Origin of the sequence: Halomonas alkaliantarctica (genome assembly GCF_029854215.1) — a bacterium.
GTDB lineage: Bacteria > Pseudomonadota > Gammaproteobacteria > Pseudomonadales > Halomonadaceae > Vreelandella > Vreelandella alkaliantarctica_A.
The window spans coordinates 2055475-2070971 of sequence record NZ_CP122961.1; the positions used below are offsets into that span (position 1 = coordinate 2055475).

Genomic DNA, 15497 nt, shown 5'->3' on the forward strand with positions numbered 1-15497 from the left:
GGGCGAAATGTCATTGTTTTCAAAACCGTTTTCAAATGCTAGTCGTATACTACCTGGGCGCGATACGCCCATAGAGACAAGCGACGTACATACCATTAATGGTCATTCGCTACATCCGCCATTTCCCGAAGGCCACGAGGAGATCGTGCTAGGTATGGGCTGCTTCTGGGGCGTTGAGCGTCTGTTTTGGCAGTTGCCCGGTGTATATGTCACTGCAGCGGGTTATGCTGGCGGCGAAACACCTAACCCCACCTATGAAGAGACGTGCACAGGGCGTACTGGCCACACCGAAGTGGTGCGGGTAGTTTATGACCCACAGCAAGTCCAGCTTGAAACGCTGCTGCAGGTTTTCTGGGAACAGCACGATCCGACCCAGGGCAATCGCCAGGGTAACGACATTGGCTCGCAGTATCGCTCCGCCATTTTCACCACCAGCCAGGCGCAGCAAACTGCAGCCGAACAGAGCGCAGCAGCCTATCAACAAGCGCTCGACAAAGCGGGCAGAGGGCCGATTACCACCGAGATAAAGCCGCTAGAAACGTTTTATTACGCGGAGGCCTACCATCAGCAGTACTTGGATAAAAACCCCAATGGCTACTGTGGGTTAAAAGGCACAGGCGTTACCTGCCCAATCGGTTAAAAAGCGCATTTCAAACGATTTAAACAACGATTCACCGACAGGAAGCCATTATGCAGCAACGTTATCACCTTAAGTGGGCTTCCCCGCGCGGCGCACTGGCTAGCGCTTTCGCTCTAATGCTGTGCACGCCGCTGGCTTGGGCAGATGAGGAGGCGAGTGCGCTAGCTATGCCCCAAGCCGTCAGCGACACACCATTTGCAAGCGAACGCGAAGCCGTGATTTGGCGCCGCGAAGAGCTTAAAGATATTGAGAGTCTGGTGCGACAGCTACGCTTTGATCTGATTAACAATCAAGATATAGAGGCCGCCATGCCGCGACTTCTCGAGCTGCAAGAGCGCGCAAGTGCGGAACGTTTGCTGCCTGCGTTTATAGCGGGCACCCACGGTAGTGGTTCCGAGGCACGAGCCGCAATTTGGGAGGAGTGGGAGGACTTTGGCGCTGGTTTTACCGACCTTGAAAGTAAAATCGCTAATTTGATAGAGGTGGCCGAACAAGAGGATCCCCGTGACACTGCACGCGCGCTTTCAGAGGTGGGTGCCAGCTGTAAGAGCTGTCACCGCACCTACCGCTACGACTAGCGGAGCGGTAGGTGCTCGAAAATGGGTGCAGAGGAGGGCGTTTAGTCGCCTTGCTGAACGCGGTCAATACGATAAAGCGTTTCTACTTGTTCCAAGCCACTTATGGTGCAATTAAGGTCTTTAACGCGGCCATCACTTAACCCATAGACCCAGCCATGCACTGAGATCTGCTGTCCACGCTGCCAGGCGCGCTGCAAAATCTTGGTGCGGCATAAACTATTAACTTGGGCTTTAACGTTGAGCTCACACATGCGATCGATTTGATCTTCAAGCGGGAGATGGTCCAGCGATTTCCTGTGGTGGTTGTACTGTTCGCGCACTGAGTGCAGCCAGTAATCCACCACGCCACATTCGCCTCCCATCATGGCAGCCTTGATGCCCCCGCAACCATAGTGACCGACGATCATAATATGGCTGACTTTAAGTACGTCCACCGCGAACTGGACCACCGATAGGGCGTTCATATCGGTGTGGTGAAGCAAGTTGGCCACGTTACGATGTACAAAAACTTCCCCAGGCGGGAGTGCAATAATTTGATTTGCTGGCACGCGGCTGTCGGAGCAGCCAATCCATAAATAATCGGGGTTCTGCTGGTTCGATAAGCGTTTAAAGTAGTCGGGGTCTTCTTCGCACATACGCTCAGCCCAGGCGCGATTATTATCGAGTAGCGTTGAAATAGGGTCAGACATAGCGTCTCCAGAAAGGTTAGCGGGCGTTAAAGCGAATTATCAAAGCCCTACTCTGGGTGAAAATAGGCCTCGTATAGCGTAGGCCAGTACAGAATGGCAGCAGAAGGTTTTAACCTTCCCGGGTAGTCAGGTCAACCGCTGCACTTGGCCGATGGGTAACACGATATTGATTCATATGAATTCTAACTCCCCAGGAGCAAACCATGGCAGACGTTTCTGAATACGAGTATGACCTTCTGGTTATTGGCGCAGGCTCTGGTGGTGTACGCGCGGCGCGTATGGCCGCGGCTACCGGCGCGAAAGTGGCCATTGCCGAGGATCGCTACCTGGGCGGAACCTGCGTCAACGTGGGCTGTGTGCCCAAGAAGCTCTACTCATACGCTGCCCATTTCCATGACAGCTTTGATGATGCGGCGGGTTTTGGCTGGCAGCTGCCGGGACCCGCCAGCTTCGATTGGGCCACACTGCGTGACAACAAAATAAGTGAAATCAAACGTCTAAATGGCATCTATCAGCGCATGTTGGAAGGCGCTGGAGTGACGCTCTTCAACGCCAGAGCACGCCTGGTCGATGCGCACACAGTGACGTTAAGCGGCGAACATGGCGATACATCGGTCACTGCTCAAAAAATCGTCCTCGCTACCGGTGGATGGCCCTGGGTGCCCGACTTTCCTGGCAGTGAACACGCGCTGGATTCCAATCAGATTTTTGATCTGGATACTTTTCCTAAGCGCTTTTTAGTGCTGGGCGGTGGTTATATTGCGGTGGAGTTTTCGAGCATCTTTAATGGTCTGGGCAGCGAGACGCACCTTATCTACCGCGGCGAGCTGTTTTTGAAAGGCTTTGATCAACAGGTTCGCGAGTTCACCTGCGCTGAAATGGCAAAAAAGGGGGTCAACCTCCACTTCAACACTAACATCGAACGTATTGAACCCAGCCACGACGGCTACAATGTGCACCTTACCAACGGCGATGTGCTTGAAGTCGACGTGGTGCTTGCGGCCACTGGGCGGAAAGCCAATATTCGTGACCTAGGACTTGAAGCGTTGGGAGTAAACTTGGATGAAGCGGGAAAAATCCCCATCAATGAGCGGTTTGAAACGGCGCTGCCTTCAGTTTTAGCGCTAGGCGACCTAATTACTGGGCCTGAATTAACGCCGGTCGCGCTGGCTGAAGCGATGCAGCTGGTCGATATTCATTTTGCCGATACGGTTCCCCAGCCGCTGGATTACAGTACGATTCCCACCGCCGTTTTTTGCCATCCCAATATCGGAACAGTGGGGCTTTCCGAACAGGCCGCACGGGATAAATTTACCAATATACGTGTATATAGCACCGATTTTAGGGCCATGAAACACACGCTGTCAGGTAGCCAGGAACGCACCTTAATGAAGCTGATCGTTGACGATGCCACCGATGTAGTCGTAGGGGCTCATATGGTTGGTGATGATGCGGGGGAAATCATTCAGGGAATTGCTATCGCGGTAAGGGCGGGTCTTACCAAGCAGGACTTTGACCGCACCGTGGGCATTCATCCTACGGGGGCGGAGGAGTTCGTCACGCTACGTACGCTCACGCGTACTTAACAACACTCAAGCCTAGGCGTGCCAGTGGCACGCCTTTTTTTGTCAGCTGTTTGCGCTATCCTGAAGGTGACAGCGATAAGCGATGACTGCACCACCTCTCATAACAGAAAATTATGGAAAGCGAGACGAAGAATAATATGGCTTTTGAATTGCTCATAATCAGCTGTTATAATGATGGTCAAATTCGCTACAGCGAAGCATAACTATGAGCACGCCGACACAACCTTTTACCCCCTCTGCAGACCTTGCTAGGCCAACGGTGGCCGATGCTGTGGTTGGCCATGCAGAGACACCTCTGTTTATTCGCAAACCCAATGCGGATGATGGATGGGGAGTTTACGAGCTTATTAAAGCCTGCCCACCGCTGGATGTGAATTCCGCCTATGCCTACCTACTGCTTGCGACCCAATTTCGTGATACCTGTGCAGTGGCGACCAATGAAGAGGGCGAAATTGTTGGCTTTGTGTCTGGTTACGTCAAGGACAACGCCCCCGATACCTACTTTTTATGGCAAGTGGCTGTCGGTGAAAAAGCGCGTGGTACCGGGCTAGCTCGGCGCTTGGTCGAGGCGATTATGTCACGCCCCGAACTTGACGACGTGCATCACCTGGAAACCACCATAACCCCCGACAATCTAGCCTCTTGGGGCTTGTTCCGTCGCTTGGCTGCGCGTTGGCATGCGCCACTTAATAGCCGCGAATACTTCTCTACCGAACAGCTCGGAGGAGAGCATGATCCGGAAAACCTGGTTCGTATTGGCCCGTTCCAAACAGACCGTATCTAATACACCGCTTTCCAAACGGTAAACACGTATTGGACTTACTGTTTTTCCCGCTCATGTTGCTCCGGGCAAGCAACGCCTAAAGGCAAACTGATCAACTAAGGAGGTCGCTAATGCAGACCCAGACGCTTGAACGCATGGAATCCAATGTACGTACATATTCACGTTCATTTCCGGTGGTGTTTACCAAAGCGCAAAATGCGCGTCTAACCGATGAGAATGGCCGTGAGTACATTGATTTCCTCGCCGGCGCGGGCACGCTTAATTACGGCCACAACAATCCGCACATGAAGCAGGCGATGATTGATTACCTGTCGACTGACGGTGTGGTTCACGGTTTGGATATGTGGACCAATGCCAAGCGTGATTATTTGGAAACGCTTGAAGAGGTTATTTTCAAGCCGCGTGGGCTTGACTACAAAGTACATCTGCCTGGGCCAACAGGTACCAATGCGGTAGAAGCCGCTATTCGTCTGGCTCGAGTGGCTAAAGGTCGCCACAATATTGTCACTTTCACCAATGGTTTCCACGGGGTCACCATGGGGGCTTTGGCGACTACGGGTAACCGTAAATTCCGTGAAGCGACCGGTGGCATACCCACCCAGGGCGCTAGCTTCCTGCCTTTTGATGGTTACATGGGTGAGCATACCGATACCCTGGATTATTTTGAAAAACTGCTCGGCGACAAATCCGGCGGTTTGGATATACCGGCGGGTGTCATCATTGAAACCGTGCAAGGCGAGGGCGGTATTAACGTTGCAGGCCTAGAGTGGCTTAAACGCCTGGAAGGGATCTGCAAAGCCCACGATATTCTGCTGATTATTGATGATATTCAGGCAGGCTGTGGCCGCACCGGCAAATTCTTTAGCTTCGAGCATGCGGGTATTACGCCCGACATTATTACCAACTCCAAATCGCTCTCAGGTTTTGGCCTGCCGTTTGCGCACGTGCTGATGCGCCCAGAGCTGGATAAGTGGAAGCCTGGTCAATATAACGGCACCTTCCGTGGTTTCAGCTTGGCGATGGTGACAGCCACCGCCGCGTTGAAAAAGTACTGGACAAATGACACCTTTGAACGCGATGTTCAGCGCAAAGGGCGTATTGTAGAAGAGCGCTTCCAGAAGTTAGCGGCACTATTGACGGAACACGGCATGCCCGCCACAGAGCGTGGTCGTGGTTTGATGCGCGGTATTGACGTAGTGTCTGGTGATATCGCCGATAAAATTACCAGTAAAGCTTTTGAGCACGGTTTGGTGATTGAAACAAGTGGTCAGGACGGCGAAGTGGTTAAGTGCCTGTGCCCGCTAACTATTAGCGATGAAGACCTACTGGAAGGTTTGGATATTCTCGAAATGTGTGTGAAAACTGTTGCTAGCGAGTAATTAAGCGTTACGCTGAAGCAGTAAGTTCAACAGTTTTAGTCAAGGATATAGCGGCTGGTAGTCGCCAGCCGCTTTGCAACGGAGTACTCCTATGATCGTTCGTAATATTGAAGAAGCGCGTAAAACAGAGCGTCTAGTGACTGCCGAAAATGGCAACTGGGATAGCACGCGCCTAGTGTTGGCCAACGACGGTGGGAACTTTTCTTTTCATATCACGCGAATTTTCGAGGGCACTGAAACACATATTCACTACAAACATCACTATGAGTCAGTGTATTGCATCGAAGGTGAAGGCGAGGTGGAAACACTCGCGGATGGCAAAATCTGGCCTATCAAGCCGGGCGATATCTACATCCTGGACCAGCATGATGAACATTTGCTTCGGGCACATAAAACCATGCACCTAGCATGTGTCTTTACACCGCCCATTACCGGCAACGAAGTTCACCAGGAAGACGGCTCGTACGCGCCTTCTGAATAAATTGAATAGCTACAGCGCTTTCGTTTAAGCGCTGTTGTCTCAAGTGGTCAAGCAACGAAAAAGCAGCCTGCTATAGCAGGCTGCTTTTTTGCTAAGCATTCGCTTTTCTGTGATTAAATCATTTTTTAACAAAGACTTATGATTTATCAAATACTAGCGTAATTTCACCAAGTGTGAAGCCGAATTTGCGCATGGCAGTTCGATTAATCAAGCGGCCATCCGGCTGAAGGTACATCCAGTCATCCATGGAGAATGAGATCATTCGGCCATTGATTTCGATCTCCAGCGGGTAGCGCATGTGGAAAGCATGACCGTATTGACGTGCTTCTACTTGGCCCTCCACGTCATTGGCAGTGCCAATCCAGTGGTGTTCATCAATTCGCTCAAATGTCCAAACGCGTCGATCGGTTTCACCGTCTGAAAACACGAAAGACTCGTCCAGCGTCAGGGTGCCATCTTCGTAACTGCCTTGGATCTCCACAGTAAAACGTCGCTGTACCTCGCCGGAGTAATCCTGCACCATGCCCCAGGCTCGGGTGGTGCCCGCAAAGTAGTCAGCGATATCCAAACGAGGTTCAGAGTCAGCGTAGTCTTCAATATCAACGCCAGCACAACCAGCCAACAAGAAAAGTAGTGCGAAAAAGCTAGTACGCAGGGAGCGGATCATGGGTCATTTCCTATATGAAAACGGATATCGGTACAATTGTGGTAAAATATTCTAATAGCATAGAACACCCCAGAGGCTATGACTACTGGCATTGCCCGGGTTCGCTTAATATATATTATGTTAAATCAAGTAAACTAAGCGTCTGTAAATAGGTGTCCAAAAGCTGTGATGCCGTTGGACACTAGTCTCCCATCTCCTTATCATTCCCCCACCTATTGTCCAAGGATATCTCTTGATATGCGCCCAGGTGTTTTGTGGCTTATAGCTGGCTTGTCACTTTCGATCGCAGGTTGTGCAGCAACCAAGCCGGAAACGAATCAACCGCTTCCTTTAAGCGAAGCCTCGTTCAACTCTCGTATCCTGGAATTAGAAAGCCAGTTAGCGCAGCAATGTGACACAGGCACTGAGCTGCAGGAACGCCAGCTTGATCAGCAGCAAACACTGACTGCCGATATGCGTGAAGTAGGCAGTTTACTGCGCTACCTTCGCCAAGATGTGCAGCAGTTGGAAGCTAAACGTGAAGAGCCTGTCATCATTCGTGAAGAGTGTGAAATTGACGAAAGTTTGACCACTAAGACCCTGTTGGGTCGCAACGAGTGGGTAGGTTTTCCGAGCCTAGGGACCTATTTAAAAGCGCGTGTCGATTCCGGTGCCAATACATCTTCCCTGTCAGCAGCCGAAATCACTCCTTTTGAGCGCGATGGAGAAGATTGGGTGCGCTTCAAATTGGCGCTTGACGAAGAAGATGTAGCCGTAGAGTCGCAGCGAGATGAGTGGATTGAAGCACCAATCGTTCGCCGAGTACGCATTATTCAAGCTTCCGGTGAAGAGTCTCGCCCGGTCATTTCCCTGTTAATGACCCTGGGGCCAATTCGCGAAAATGTCGAATTCACGCTCAATAACCGCGCTCATCTCGATTACCCGGTGCTGCTTGGACGGCGCTTTATAATGGATATAGCGTTGATTGACGTCGCCAGCACCTATTTACATGACCGGCCCGAGTTTCCTGGTGGCGAGCCAGCGGACCAAGCTGGTGAAGACGAAGCAGTTGATGAAGACGATAGCGAAGAGTAACTGCTCTAACGCTTCACGAGGAAAGGAATCTCCATGTCACGGTTAATGTTTTATATTATTGTCGGCTTACTGTTAGCCGTAGGTATTGCCACCAGCGTGCATCGCCATGTGCAGTTTGAAATCCCGTGGCTGCCCGGTGAACAGCGCCAAGTGTGGGAAATTGAGGCTGGCATTACTTTTAATGCTCAGGATGGCCCCGTTCAGGTTGACTTGGCGCTGCCTTCTCACCAGGCAGGCTACCGTGTATTGACCGAGAACACGGCTTCATCTGGGTACGGGCTTGCTTACCAGGCAGACGAATTAGGCCGCACCGCCCGCTGGACTATTCGCGAAGCCGTGGGCAGCCAAACGCTATATTACTCGGTGCAGATGCTGGTATCCCAGGATGCACGCTCACCGATACAGGCACCTCCCGAAGTGCTCACTACTACACCCTGGGAAAGTCCCTATGACACGGCGGCCAGTCAGCTCATTGAGCAAGCCTGGGCACGCAGTGCCAATAACGCCACCTTTGCTCGCGAGCTAATCCTCGATATCAATGGAGAACGTCAGAGTGAAAATGCGCGGCTGCTGCTTTCACAAGAAAATCCTGCGGCGCTAGTGGTTCGGTTACTCAACCAAGCGGGCGTTCGAGCTCGTGAAGTAAGTGGTCTGCTGCTGGAAGATGGCCGTCGTCGCCAAACGCTAAGCAGTTGGATTCAGGTGTTTGATGAATCTGGCGAAGAGTGGTCAATTTTTCACCCTCTGACCGGTGAGCAAGGCAAACCGGATAATTTGCTGCTGTGGGAAACCGGTGGCAGAGCCGTGTTGGAAGTTCAGGGCGGCACCAATTCGCGGGTTACTTTCTCCATGATGACCCACGATCAGCCCGCTTCGGCCGCGGTGCGTAATCACTACTCTGAAGACACGCTGCTGAATTTCTCCATCCACAGCCTGCCGCTGGAAGAGCAAGCGCTGTTCCAAACTATCTTGCTCATTCCCATCGGTGCGTTAATGGTGGTGTTTTTGCGTGTGCTGGTGGGCGTTAAAACGTCCGGTACCTTTATGCCGGTGTTGATCGCCCTCGCCTTCATTCAAACCACCCTTCCCACGGGCTTGATTGGTTTCCTACTTATCGTTGCCGTTGGTCTGATTATTCGTAACTACCTTTCCTACTTAAATTTATTGCTGGTAGCCAGGGTCTCGGCGGTAATAATAACGGTGATTGCGATTATCTCGATCTTCACCGTGCTGGCCTACCGTATGGGGCTTAGTGCAGGCTTAACGATTACCTTCTTCCCAATGATCATTTTGGCCTGGACCATTGAGCGGATGTCGATACTTTGGGAAGAGGAAGGTCCTAAGCAGGTGTTAATTCAAGGCGGCGGGAGTTTGATTACGGCTATCCTTGCCTACCTGGCGATGAACAACCCCTGGGTACGCCACATAACTTTCAACTTCCTGGGCGTTCAACTGATATTGATGGCGTTTATCTTGCTGCTGGGCAATTACACCGGTTACCGTTTACTCGAGCTGCGCCGCTTCAAGCCAATCACTGACGATGAGAAACCGTCATGAGTTGGCTGAAAAACTGGACGTGGCCCACGCGCTTGCGGGATAAAGGCATTATCGGCATGAACCGGCGCAATATTCGCTACATCGGGCGATATAATAGCCGCCGTCTCTATCCCCTGGTCGATGACAAGCTTAAAACCAAGTTACTGGCTCAGCAGTATGGGATTACTTCGCCCGAACTAATTGGCACTGTAACGACACAGTTTGGCGTTAAGCACATTGGCGCGATGCTCACGGGTCACGCAGGCTTTGTCATCAAGCCTGCAAAGGGAAGCGGTGGTAAAGGTATACTGGTGATTGAAAAGGTTGAGGATAATAACTTTATCAAACCCAGTGGTGTGAAACAGACGCTTGTTGATATTGAACGTCACGTGTCGAATATTTTGTCCGGGCTTTACTCATTGGGCGGCTCACCCGATGTGGCGGTGATTGAAACGCTGATTAATTTCGATGAAAGCCTGATGGATTACACCTATGAAGGGGTTCCTGATATCCGGGTTATCGTCTTCAAGGGCTATCCCGTTATGGCCATGATGCGTCTCTCCACCGCGGCATCCGATGGCAAGGCTAATTTGCACCAAGGGGCGGTAGGCGTTGGCTTAAACATTGCGACAGGAGCTGCCCTGCGCGCCGTTCAGTTTGACCGGCCCTGCTTCAGTCATCCGGACACGGGCCACGATCTGGCAAGCTTGGTCGTTCCCCAGTGGGATACGCTGCTTAACTTGGCGGCGGGATGTTATGAAATGACCGGGCTAGGCTATCTGGGTACTGATATGGTGCTGGATCGCAAGTATGGTCCCATGCTGCTTGAGCTGAACGCACGGCCCGGCTTGGCTATTCAAATGACCAATGGTGAAGGTTTGCGTCGCCGCCTTGATCTCATTGAGCGTCAACCCGATAACGTGCCCCCGAAACAACGAGTGGCCTTTGCCCAACACCATTTTGCGCGGCAAAGTGAGCTGGTAGATAGCGAATCGGCAGTAAGCTCTGACACCTCTTCCTCCGGCGCGTAGACTACTAACAAAAGCTAGGCTAACAACGTTCAACGAGTTGCCCATGACCCAAGCGAGTACACTACTACAGCAGGCGGAGTCGCAGTGCCATATCCGCGGCGTTCGCTTCACCCCTATTCGCCGACGCGTGCTGGAAATGATTGCCGAAAATGGCGGTGGGTTAAAAGCCTATGACCTGCTGGATAAGCTCTCTACTGAGCATGCGGCTGCCCGCCCACCGACAGTTTATCGAGCGCTGGAGTTCTTGATTGATCAAGGTTTGGTCCATCGCATCGAGTCTCAGAACTCTTATGTGGCCTGTGCCTGCCCAGAGCATGCCCACGGCTTTCAGCTACTCATTTGCCGTCACTGCGGTTATGTTGAAGAGCTGCACCTTGACGAGATCAGCGATCAACTGGCAGCACTGGCAAAACGCCAAGGCTTTAACGTTGAGCGCCAAACCATTGAGCTCCAAGGGCTCTGTCAGGATTGTCGAACAGCTAGCGAGTAAATTGTATGTCCCGTTTTGATCACGTCGCGCCGGATGCGCTGTTTAAGCAACTCGAGCGTGCCACCCCCGAAGATAGTCTACCCGCGGTGTCCACCCTGCTAGCCGCGGTTCGTTTTAACGCTGACGGTTTGATCCCCGCCATTGCCCAGCAGCACGATACTAACGAAGTGTTGATGATGGCATGGATGAACCTTGAGGCGCTGGAAGAGACGCTAACTACTCGGCGCGTTTGCTACTATTCGCGCTCGCGCGAAAAGCTATGGCGCAAGGGGGAGTCGTCGGGCCAGCAGCAGCAGCTTATCTCTGCTGCGTTGGATTGCGATGGTGATACGCTGTTGTTGCAAGTTGAACAAACGGGGCCTTCTTGCCACACCGGGCGGCGCAGCTGTTTCTATATTGCCGTGGATGGAGAGCAGGCCTCAATTACCAGCAATCCGCTGATTGATCCTGACGACCTGTACGGCAAAAAAACCTAGTTCTGCCTATGCAATCCATGACTCGTTTAATATCAGCCCTGTGTTCAGGTTCGCGCTGGGTATTGATGAAGGTGATGATTGGCTGCGTTAGAGTCTATCAATACACGCTCAGCCCCCTTTTAGGCCCGCGCTGCCGCTTCTGGCCGAGCTGTTCGTCCTACACGATTGAAGCGATTCAGGTGCATGGGCCATTGAAAGGCGGTTGGATGGCAGTCAAACGGATCGTTAAGTGCCACCCGGGTAATCCAGGGGGCATGGATCCAGTGCCCGGAGGCCGCAGCGAGCAGCTTTGCCGCGAGGATGATGAAAAGGAATCATCGCCCTCCTGCTGTGATCATCATCCTCGTTAGCTTGCTCTGCTACTTCTGCTGCGCTACCGCGTAGATCTTCTCCAGCATGGCGTGCAGGCCGTTGCTACGTGTGGGGGACAAGTGCTTGTCTAACCCTAAATCAGTCATAAAGTGCGGTTCGGTAGCTCGTATTTCAGCGGCTGTGCGTTCGCTATAAATACGCAGCAAGACGGCAATTAGGCCGGATACGATGGCTGCATCGGAGGTTGCTTTAAAAACCAGCTTATCGCCCTCCTCTTCATGGCGCATCCACACATTTGACTGACAGCCCTGAATTTTAAACTCCTCGATCTTCCATTCTTCGGGAAAGTCGGGCAGTTGATTACCCATATCGATAATGTACTGGTAACGATCCATCCAGTTATCAAATATCTCGAAATCTTCGATTAGCTCTTGCTGGGCCTGCTCGGCGCCGGAAGTGCTCATGCTATTTCCTTCTCTCTTGGTATTGGCGACTGAAGCCGTTAAGACAGGCTCTTTACGTATCTTCCCTATTATAACGGTTCAAAGGCGGCTTGAGGGGTGTTGTATCTGAAATCGCCAATCGATGACGCTGCTGCTCGCGATGCCACTCGTTGTCTTCGGTGTGAAGATAACGTGAGGTGGTATCAAGCCGCGCGTGACGGGCGCTTTCGGCCAGATGGCGCAAGCTAATGCCCGATTGAGCTTGGTGGGTAATCGATGTATGCCTTAACCAGTGCGGCGTTGCCTGGTTAAGTGCGGCAATATGTTCAGGTGTGCCGCCCTTATTTTCAAGTGCTTGCGCAGCCTTATGAAATGTAGTCCGAATAAGCCGATAAAGCTGGTTATGCCCCAGGCCGCGCTGGCCATCCAGGGCGCGCAGCAACGGTGTCTCTGCGTCCAGCTGGCTGGGAATGTCAGACAGGCCCAGTGCTTGGCGCCACTGCTGCAGGCAGTTCAGCATATCCTCGGGCAGCGGAATTCTTGCCATTTTGCTGCCCTTGCCCACCACATGCCACCACCAGCGCCCTTCGCTGCGCTGGAAATCGCCCATACGCGCATCCGCCATCTCGCTAATACGTGGCGCAAGCAGATAGGCAAAGCCAAAGATAAAGCGTCGCCGGGCATGCTCAAAATGAGCGCGATTGCCCTCCCCAGCCTCTAGCGGTCTATTCAACCACTTCCACAGCCATGCCCATAGATCGCCCTCAAGATAGCGTTCAATTCGCGGCGTTTGATTATTCAGGCGGCGGGATTTATCGCGCATTAAGCGAAACGGATTGTGGTTAACCCACCCCGCTTCTACCAGCCACGCGAACAGGCCTTGCAGTATTACCAAGCTTTGACGCCGGCTGGCGGGCGATAATACGCCGCGAAATGGCCGCCACGCCGGGTGCGTGCGGGGCTTGGAGGGCCCCACCCACTGCCCGCTAGGCTGTGGATCAGCAAGAAAGGCTTCAAAGCGGCGCAGCGTTTCGCGATTTATATCGGCAAGCGTGAGGCCTTGGCTAGCCAGCCAGAGCAGAAGCCGCTCCGCCTCTCGACGGTACGCTTTCCAGGTTTGCGGGCTGTCCACGTACTCATCCAACCATGCGGATACTGCCTGGGCATCGTTTTGGGCGCTAATACGCCCACCATTGGGCGTCTCTTTTAGCGTCAATAGTTGGCTAGTGGGTGTAATAACGTCATTCGCCATGCCCGTCGCTACTCTCTTTTAAAGGCCTTTTATATTCAGTGGTCTGAAGTGTGCCTCTGTAGGCAAATAAATTCAAGATAATAAGGGTAATCTTGAATTTATATCTATTGCTGTAAATAAAATTACGTTTTACATAATACGTAATTATTGCCTTTTGCCTTATGAAAACCGACAATGGCAGTCACGAAAAGCTCTCAAGGAAGGATCATTTCATGGCCCGCAACGGCATTCAGTACAGCGATGTTCAACAAGCCATTGATGCCCTGCTGGCCCGGGGCGACACGCCCAGCGTGCAGCGTATTCGCGATGTGCTGGGTACCGGCAGCTTCACGACAATTAGTGACCACTTTCGCTTGTGGCGCAGTGAGCGAGAGCAGAATCGCGATGTGCCGCCGCCTAAAGGGGTGCCGGAAGTCGTAGTGACAATGGCCAGCGAACTTTGGCGCGAGGCCCAGGAAGTGGCAAATCAAGCGCTGCTCCACTATCGCGAGGATGCCAATCGCCAGGTTGCCGACGCCCAGCAGCTCGCAGAGGACGCTCAACAGCAGGCCGCTAACGCCGAGCAGCGCGAGAGCGCCCTCGCCGAGCACTTGCGTCATATGGAGCAGCGCATGGAGGCGTTGAACCGGGAATTGGCCGCTAGCCAAACCAGCGAACATCACTGGCATCAACAAGCCGAAGCGGCGCAGGAGGAAGTTACTCAACTGAAGCAGGCGCAACAGCAGCTAGAGAACCAGGTAGGCGCGCAGCGCGATGCGCATAGCCAAGCCCTTAACGAGCAGCAGGTAGCGTGGGAGCAGCGGTTAACACAAGAGGAGCAGCGTCATGAGGCAGCTGAAGGAAGGCTGATGGCGATGCTGGATAACGCACAGCAGGCGCGCGCCCAGGAAGAGAAGAGTTACCAAAAACGTTTGCAGCAGTCTGAGCAGCGTATTGAGACATTGAGTCAGGAGCTAAAGGCAAAGCAGCAGGCCCTGCATCAACTTCAGTTGGAAGCCAGCGACCGCGAGCAACAGATTAGCGAGCAAAAGCAGACAATGGCGGCACTGCACAAGCAGGAGAAAGCGCTGACCCAGCAGCTTGACGAGGCCAAAGCCGCGATCACCAGCCAAGCTCAGCAGCATGCCGAGCGCGAAGCTGCGCTACAGCAAGCGTGGCAAGAGAAGCTTTGGAGCCGTATGGAAGCGCTGCAAAAACAGCTTACGGCACTCCCCGACGCGCTATCAAAACAAAGCAGTGAGCCCGGCCAGTAATCAACCTAGAGACGTAAAAAAGCCCAGCGTTTCAAGGCTGGGCTTTTGACCGTGTACCGTTAATTTAACGGTAGTAGGCGTTAGTGGTATCACTATGATCAGTAACGTCGCGAATACCGGCAAGCTCCGGAATGCGCTCCATCAGCGTCTTCTCAACACCATCTTTAAGCGTTAAATCGACCGCCGCACAGCCCTGACAACCACCGCCAAAGGCGAGGACGGCGTACTGCTGCTCGGTCAGTTCAACCAACTTGATTTCCCCACCGTGAGCGGCAAGGCCAGGATTAATCTCACTGTAAAGCACGTAATTGATACGGTCTTCCAGCGGGCTATCCGCATTGACCTTGGGCATCTTGGCGTTGGGCGCTTTGATGGTTAGCTGACCGCCCATGCGGTCGGCGTTGAAATCCACCACTGCCTCTTCCAAAAAGGCCAAGCTGTTTTTATCGAGAAAAACGTTAATTTTCTCGAGCTCCAGCGTGACATCGGTAGGTTCTTCTTCGCCGGGACGGCAGTAAGCCAAGCAAGTTTCCGCGTAGGGTGTGCCCGGCTGAGTAATAAAAATGCGTACCGCAATACCTTCGACGTTCTGCTTTTCCAGCAGTTCTGCCAAGTATTCTTGCGCACTGGGTGTAATATCAATACCTTGGGTATCGATTTTAGTATCTACTTCGCTAGTCGTGGTCATGAGGGCTGTCTTCCTCCCGTGGTAGTGGCGGCGCCACTTCACATGTCATTTGTGTCTATGGTAAGCAAAACAGCGCGCTGACACAATCCCGACTGTTTTAGTCAGCTATTTTAAACAGCTCTTTTTAAGAGCGACTAT

General features: G+C 52.6%; 18 protein-coding genes. 13 read left to right on the forward strand and 5 right to left on the reverse strand.

Features of this window, described 5'->3' with window-relative positions:
- The first annotated feature begins 7 nt into the window (after positions 1 to 7).
- Both msrA and QEN58_RS09340 read left to right on the forward strand, forming a co-directional pair.
- Positions 8 to 640: a peptide-methionine (S)-S-oxide reductase MsrA gene (gene msrA / locus QEN58_RS09335; RefSeq protein ID WP_280106813.1), complete on the forward strand. Its 633-nt coding sequence runs from the start codon at positions 8 to 10 to the stop codon at positions 638 to 640.
- Between the two features lie 50 nt (positions 641 to 690).
- Complete coding sequence (locus tag QEN58_RS09340; RefSeq protein ID WP_280106814.1) at positions 691 to 1218, forward strand: c-type cytochrome; 528 nt, start codon at positions 691 to 693, stop codon at positions 1216 to 1218.
- Between the two features lie 41 nt (positions 1219 to 1259).
- On the opposite strand, the gene can is transcribed toward QEN58_RS09340, so the two are convergent.
- Positions 1260 to 1907 (reverse strand): carbonate dehydratase, encoded by a 648-nt coding sequence (can, locus tag QEN58_RS09345; protein ID WP_280106815.1) that lies wholly within the window; start codon positions 1905 to 1907, stop codon positions 1260 to 1262.
- Between the two features lie 203 nt (positions 1908 to 2110).
- Here can and gorA point away from each other — a divergent pair, with 203 nt between their 5' ends.
- The 4 genes from gorA to QEN58_RS09365 all read left to right on the forward strand — a co-directional run bounded on the left by gorA (position 2111) and on the right by QEN58_RS09365 (position 6137).
- Positions 2111 to 3493: a glutathione-disulfide reductase gene (gene gorA, locus QEN58_RS09350; protein WP_280106816.1), complete on the forward strand. Its 1383-nt coding sequence runs from the start codon at positions 2111 to 2113 to the stop codon at positions 3491 to 3493.
- A gap of 205 nt (positions 3494 to 3698) precedes the next feature.
- On the forward strand, positions 3699 to 4277 hold the full coding sequence (ectA, locus tag QEN58_RS09355) for a diaminobutyrate acetyltransferase (RefSeq protein ID WP_071693229.1): 579 nt from the start codon (positions 3699 to 3701) through the stop codon (positions 4275 to 4277).
- Between the two features lie 110 nt (positions 4278 to 4387).
- The gene (gene ectB, locus QEN58_RS09360; protein ID WP_280106817.1) at positions 4388 to 5656 is read left to right on the forward strand and encodes a diaminobutyrate--2-oxoglutarate transaminase; all 1269 of its coding nucleotides are present in this window, start codon (positions 4388 to 4390) and stop codon (positions 5654 to 5656) included.
- Between the two features lie 91 nt (positions 5657 to 5747).
- The gene (locus QEN58_RS09365) at positions 5748 to 6137 is read left to right on the forward strand and encodes an ectoine synthase (RefSeq protein ID WP_007114243.1); all 390 of its coding nucleotides are present in this window, start codon (positions 5748 to 5750) and stop codon (positions 6135 to 6137) included.
- Positions 6138 to 6273: 136 nt separating this feature from the next.
- Here QEN58_RS09365 and QEN58_RS09370 read toward each other — a convergent pair whose 3' ends face one another.
- Entirely contained in the window at positions 6274 to 6804 is a 531-nt protein-coding gene (locus QEN58_RS09370; protein ID WP_280106818.1) for a DUF3833 domain-containing protein, read from the reverse strand.
- A gap of 237 nt (positions 6805 to 7041) precedes the next feature.
- Here QEN58_RS09370 and QEN58_RS09375 point away from each other — a divergent pair, with 237 nt between their 5' ends.
- From QEN58_RS09375 to yidD, 6 genes are read left to right on the forward strand one after another with little or no spacing between them, the layout of a single operon-like run.
- Positions 7042 to 7878 carry an ATP-dependent zinc protease family protein gene (locus QEN58_RS09375; protein ID WP_280106819.1) on the forward strand — a complete coding sequence of 279 codons (837 nt, stop codon included), beginning with the start codon at positions 7042 to 7044 and terminating at the stop codon, positions 7876 to 7878.
- A 33-nt stretch (positions 7879 to 7911) separates the two neighbouring features.
- Complete coding sequence (locus tag QEN58_RS09380; RefSeq protein WP_280106820.1) at positions 7912 to 9435, forward strand: inactive transglutaminase family protein; 1524 nt, start codon at positions 7912 to 7914, stop codon at positions 9433 to 9435.
- Positions 9432 to 10445 (forward strand): alpha-L-glutamate ligase-like protein, encoded by a 1014-nt coding sequence (locus QEN58_RS09385; RefSeq protein ID WP_280106821.1) that lies wholly within the window; start codon positions 9432 to 9434, stop codon positions 10443 to 10445. The genes QEN58_RS09380 and QEN58_RS09385 overlap by 4 nt, the downstream gene beginning before the upstream one ends.
- Positions 10446 to 10488: 43 nt before the next feature.
- Entirely contained in the window at positions 10489 to 10935 is a 447-nt protein-coding gene (locus tag QEN58_RS09390; RefSeq protein ID WP_007114248.1) for a transcriptional repressor, read from the forward strand.
- Between the two features lie 5 nt (positions 10936 to 10940).
- Positions 10941 to 11411, forward strand: a complete 471-nt coding sequence (gene hisI / locus QEN58_RS09395) for a phosphoribosyl-AMP cyclohydrolase (RefSeq protein WP_280106822.1) — start codon at positions 10941 to 10943, stop codon at positions 11409 to 11411.
- Between the two features lie 17 nt (positions 11412 to 11428).
- Positions 11429 to 11761, forward strand: coding sequence for a membrane protein insertion efficiency factor YidD (gene yidD / locus QEN58_RS09400; RefSeq protein WP_280106823.1), 333 nt, complete (start codon positions 11429 to 11431; stop codon positions 11759 to 11761).
- Between the two features lie 9 nt (positions 11762 to 11770).
- Here yidD and QEN58_RS09405 read toward each other — a convergent pair whose 3' ends face one another.
- Positions 11771 to 12187 (reverse strand): SufE family protein, encoded by a 417-nt coding sequence (locus QEN58_RS09405; protein ID WP_280106824.1) that lies wholly within the window; start codon positions 12185 to 12187, stop codon positions 11771 to 11773.
- A gap of 52 nt (positions 12188 to 12239) precedes the next feature.
- Positions 12240 to 13418 carry a tyrosine-type recombinase/integrase gene (locus tag QEN58_RS09410; protein WP_280106825.1) on the reverse strand — a complete coding sequence of 393 codons (1179 nt, stop codon included), beginning with the start codon at positions 13416 to 13418 and terminating at the stop codon, positions 12240 to 12242.
- Positions 13419 to 13630: 212 nt separating this feature from the next.
- Here QEN58_RS09410 and QEN58_RS09415 point away from each other — a divergent pair, with 212 nt between their 5' ends.
- Positions 13631 to 14671: a DNA-binding protein gene (locus QEN58_RS09415; RefSeq protein WP_280106826.1), complete on the forward strand. Its 1041-nt coding sequence runs from the start codon at positions 13631 to 13633 to the stop codon at positions 14669 to 14671.
- 64 nt (positions 14672 to 14735) lie between these two features.
- On the opposite strand, the gene nfuA is transcribed toward QEN58_RS09415, so the two are convergent.
- A complete protein-coding gene (nfuA, locus tag QEN58_RS09420) occupies positions 14736 to 15359 on the reverse strand; it encodes a Fe-S biogenesis protein NfuA (protein ID WP_280106827.1) in 624 nt (207 codons plus the stop codon).
- Positions 15360 to 15497 lie beyond the last annotated feature (138 nt).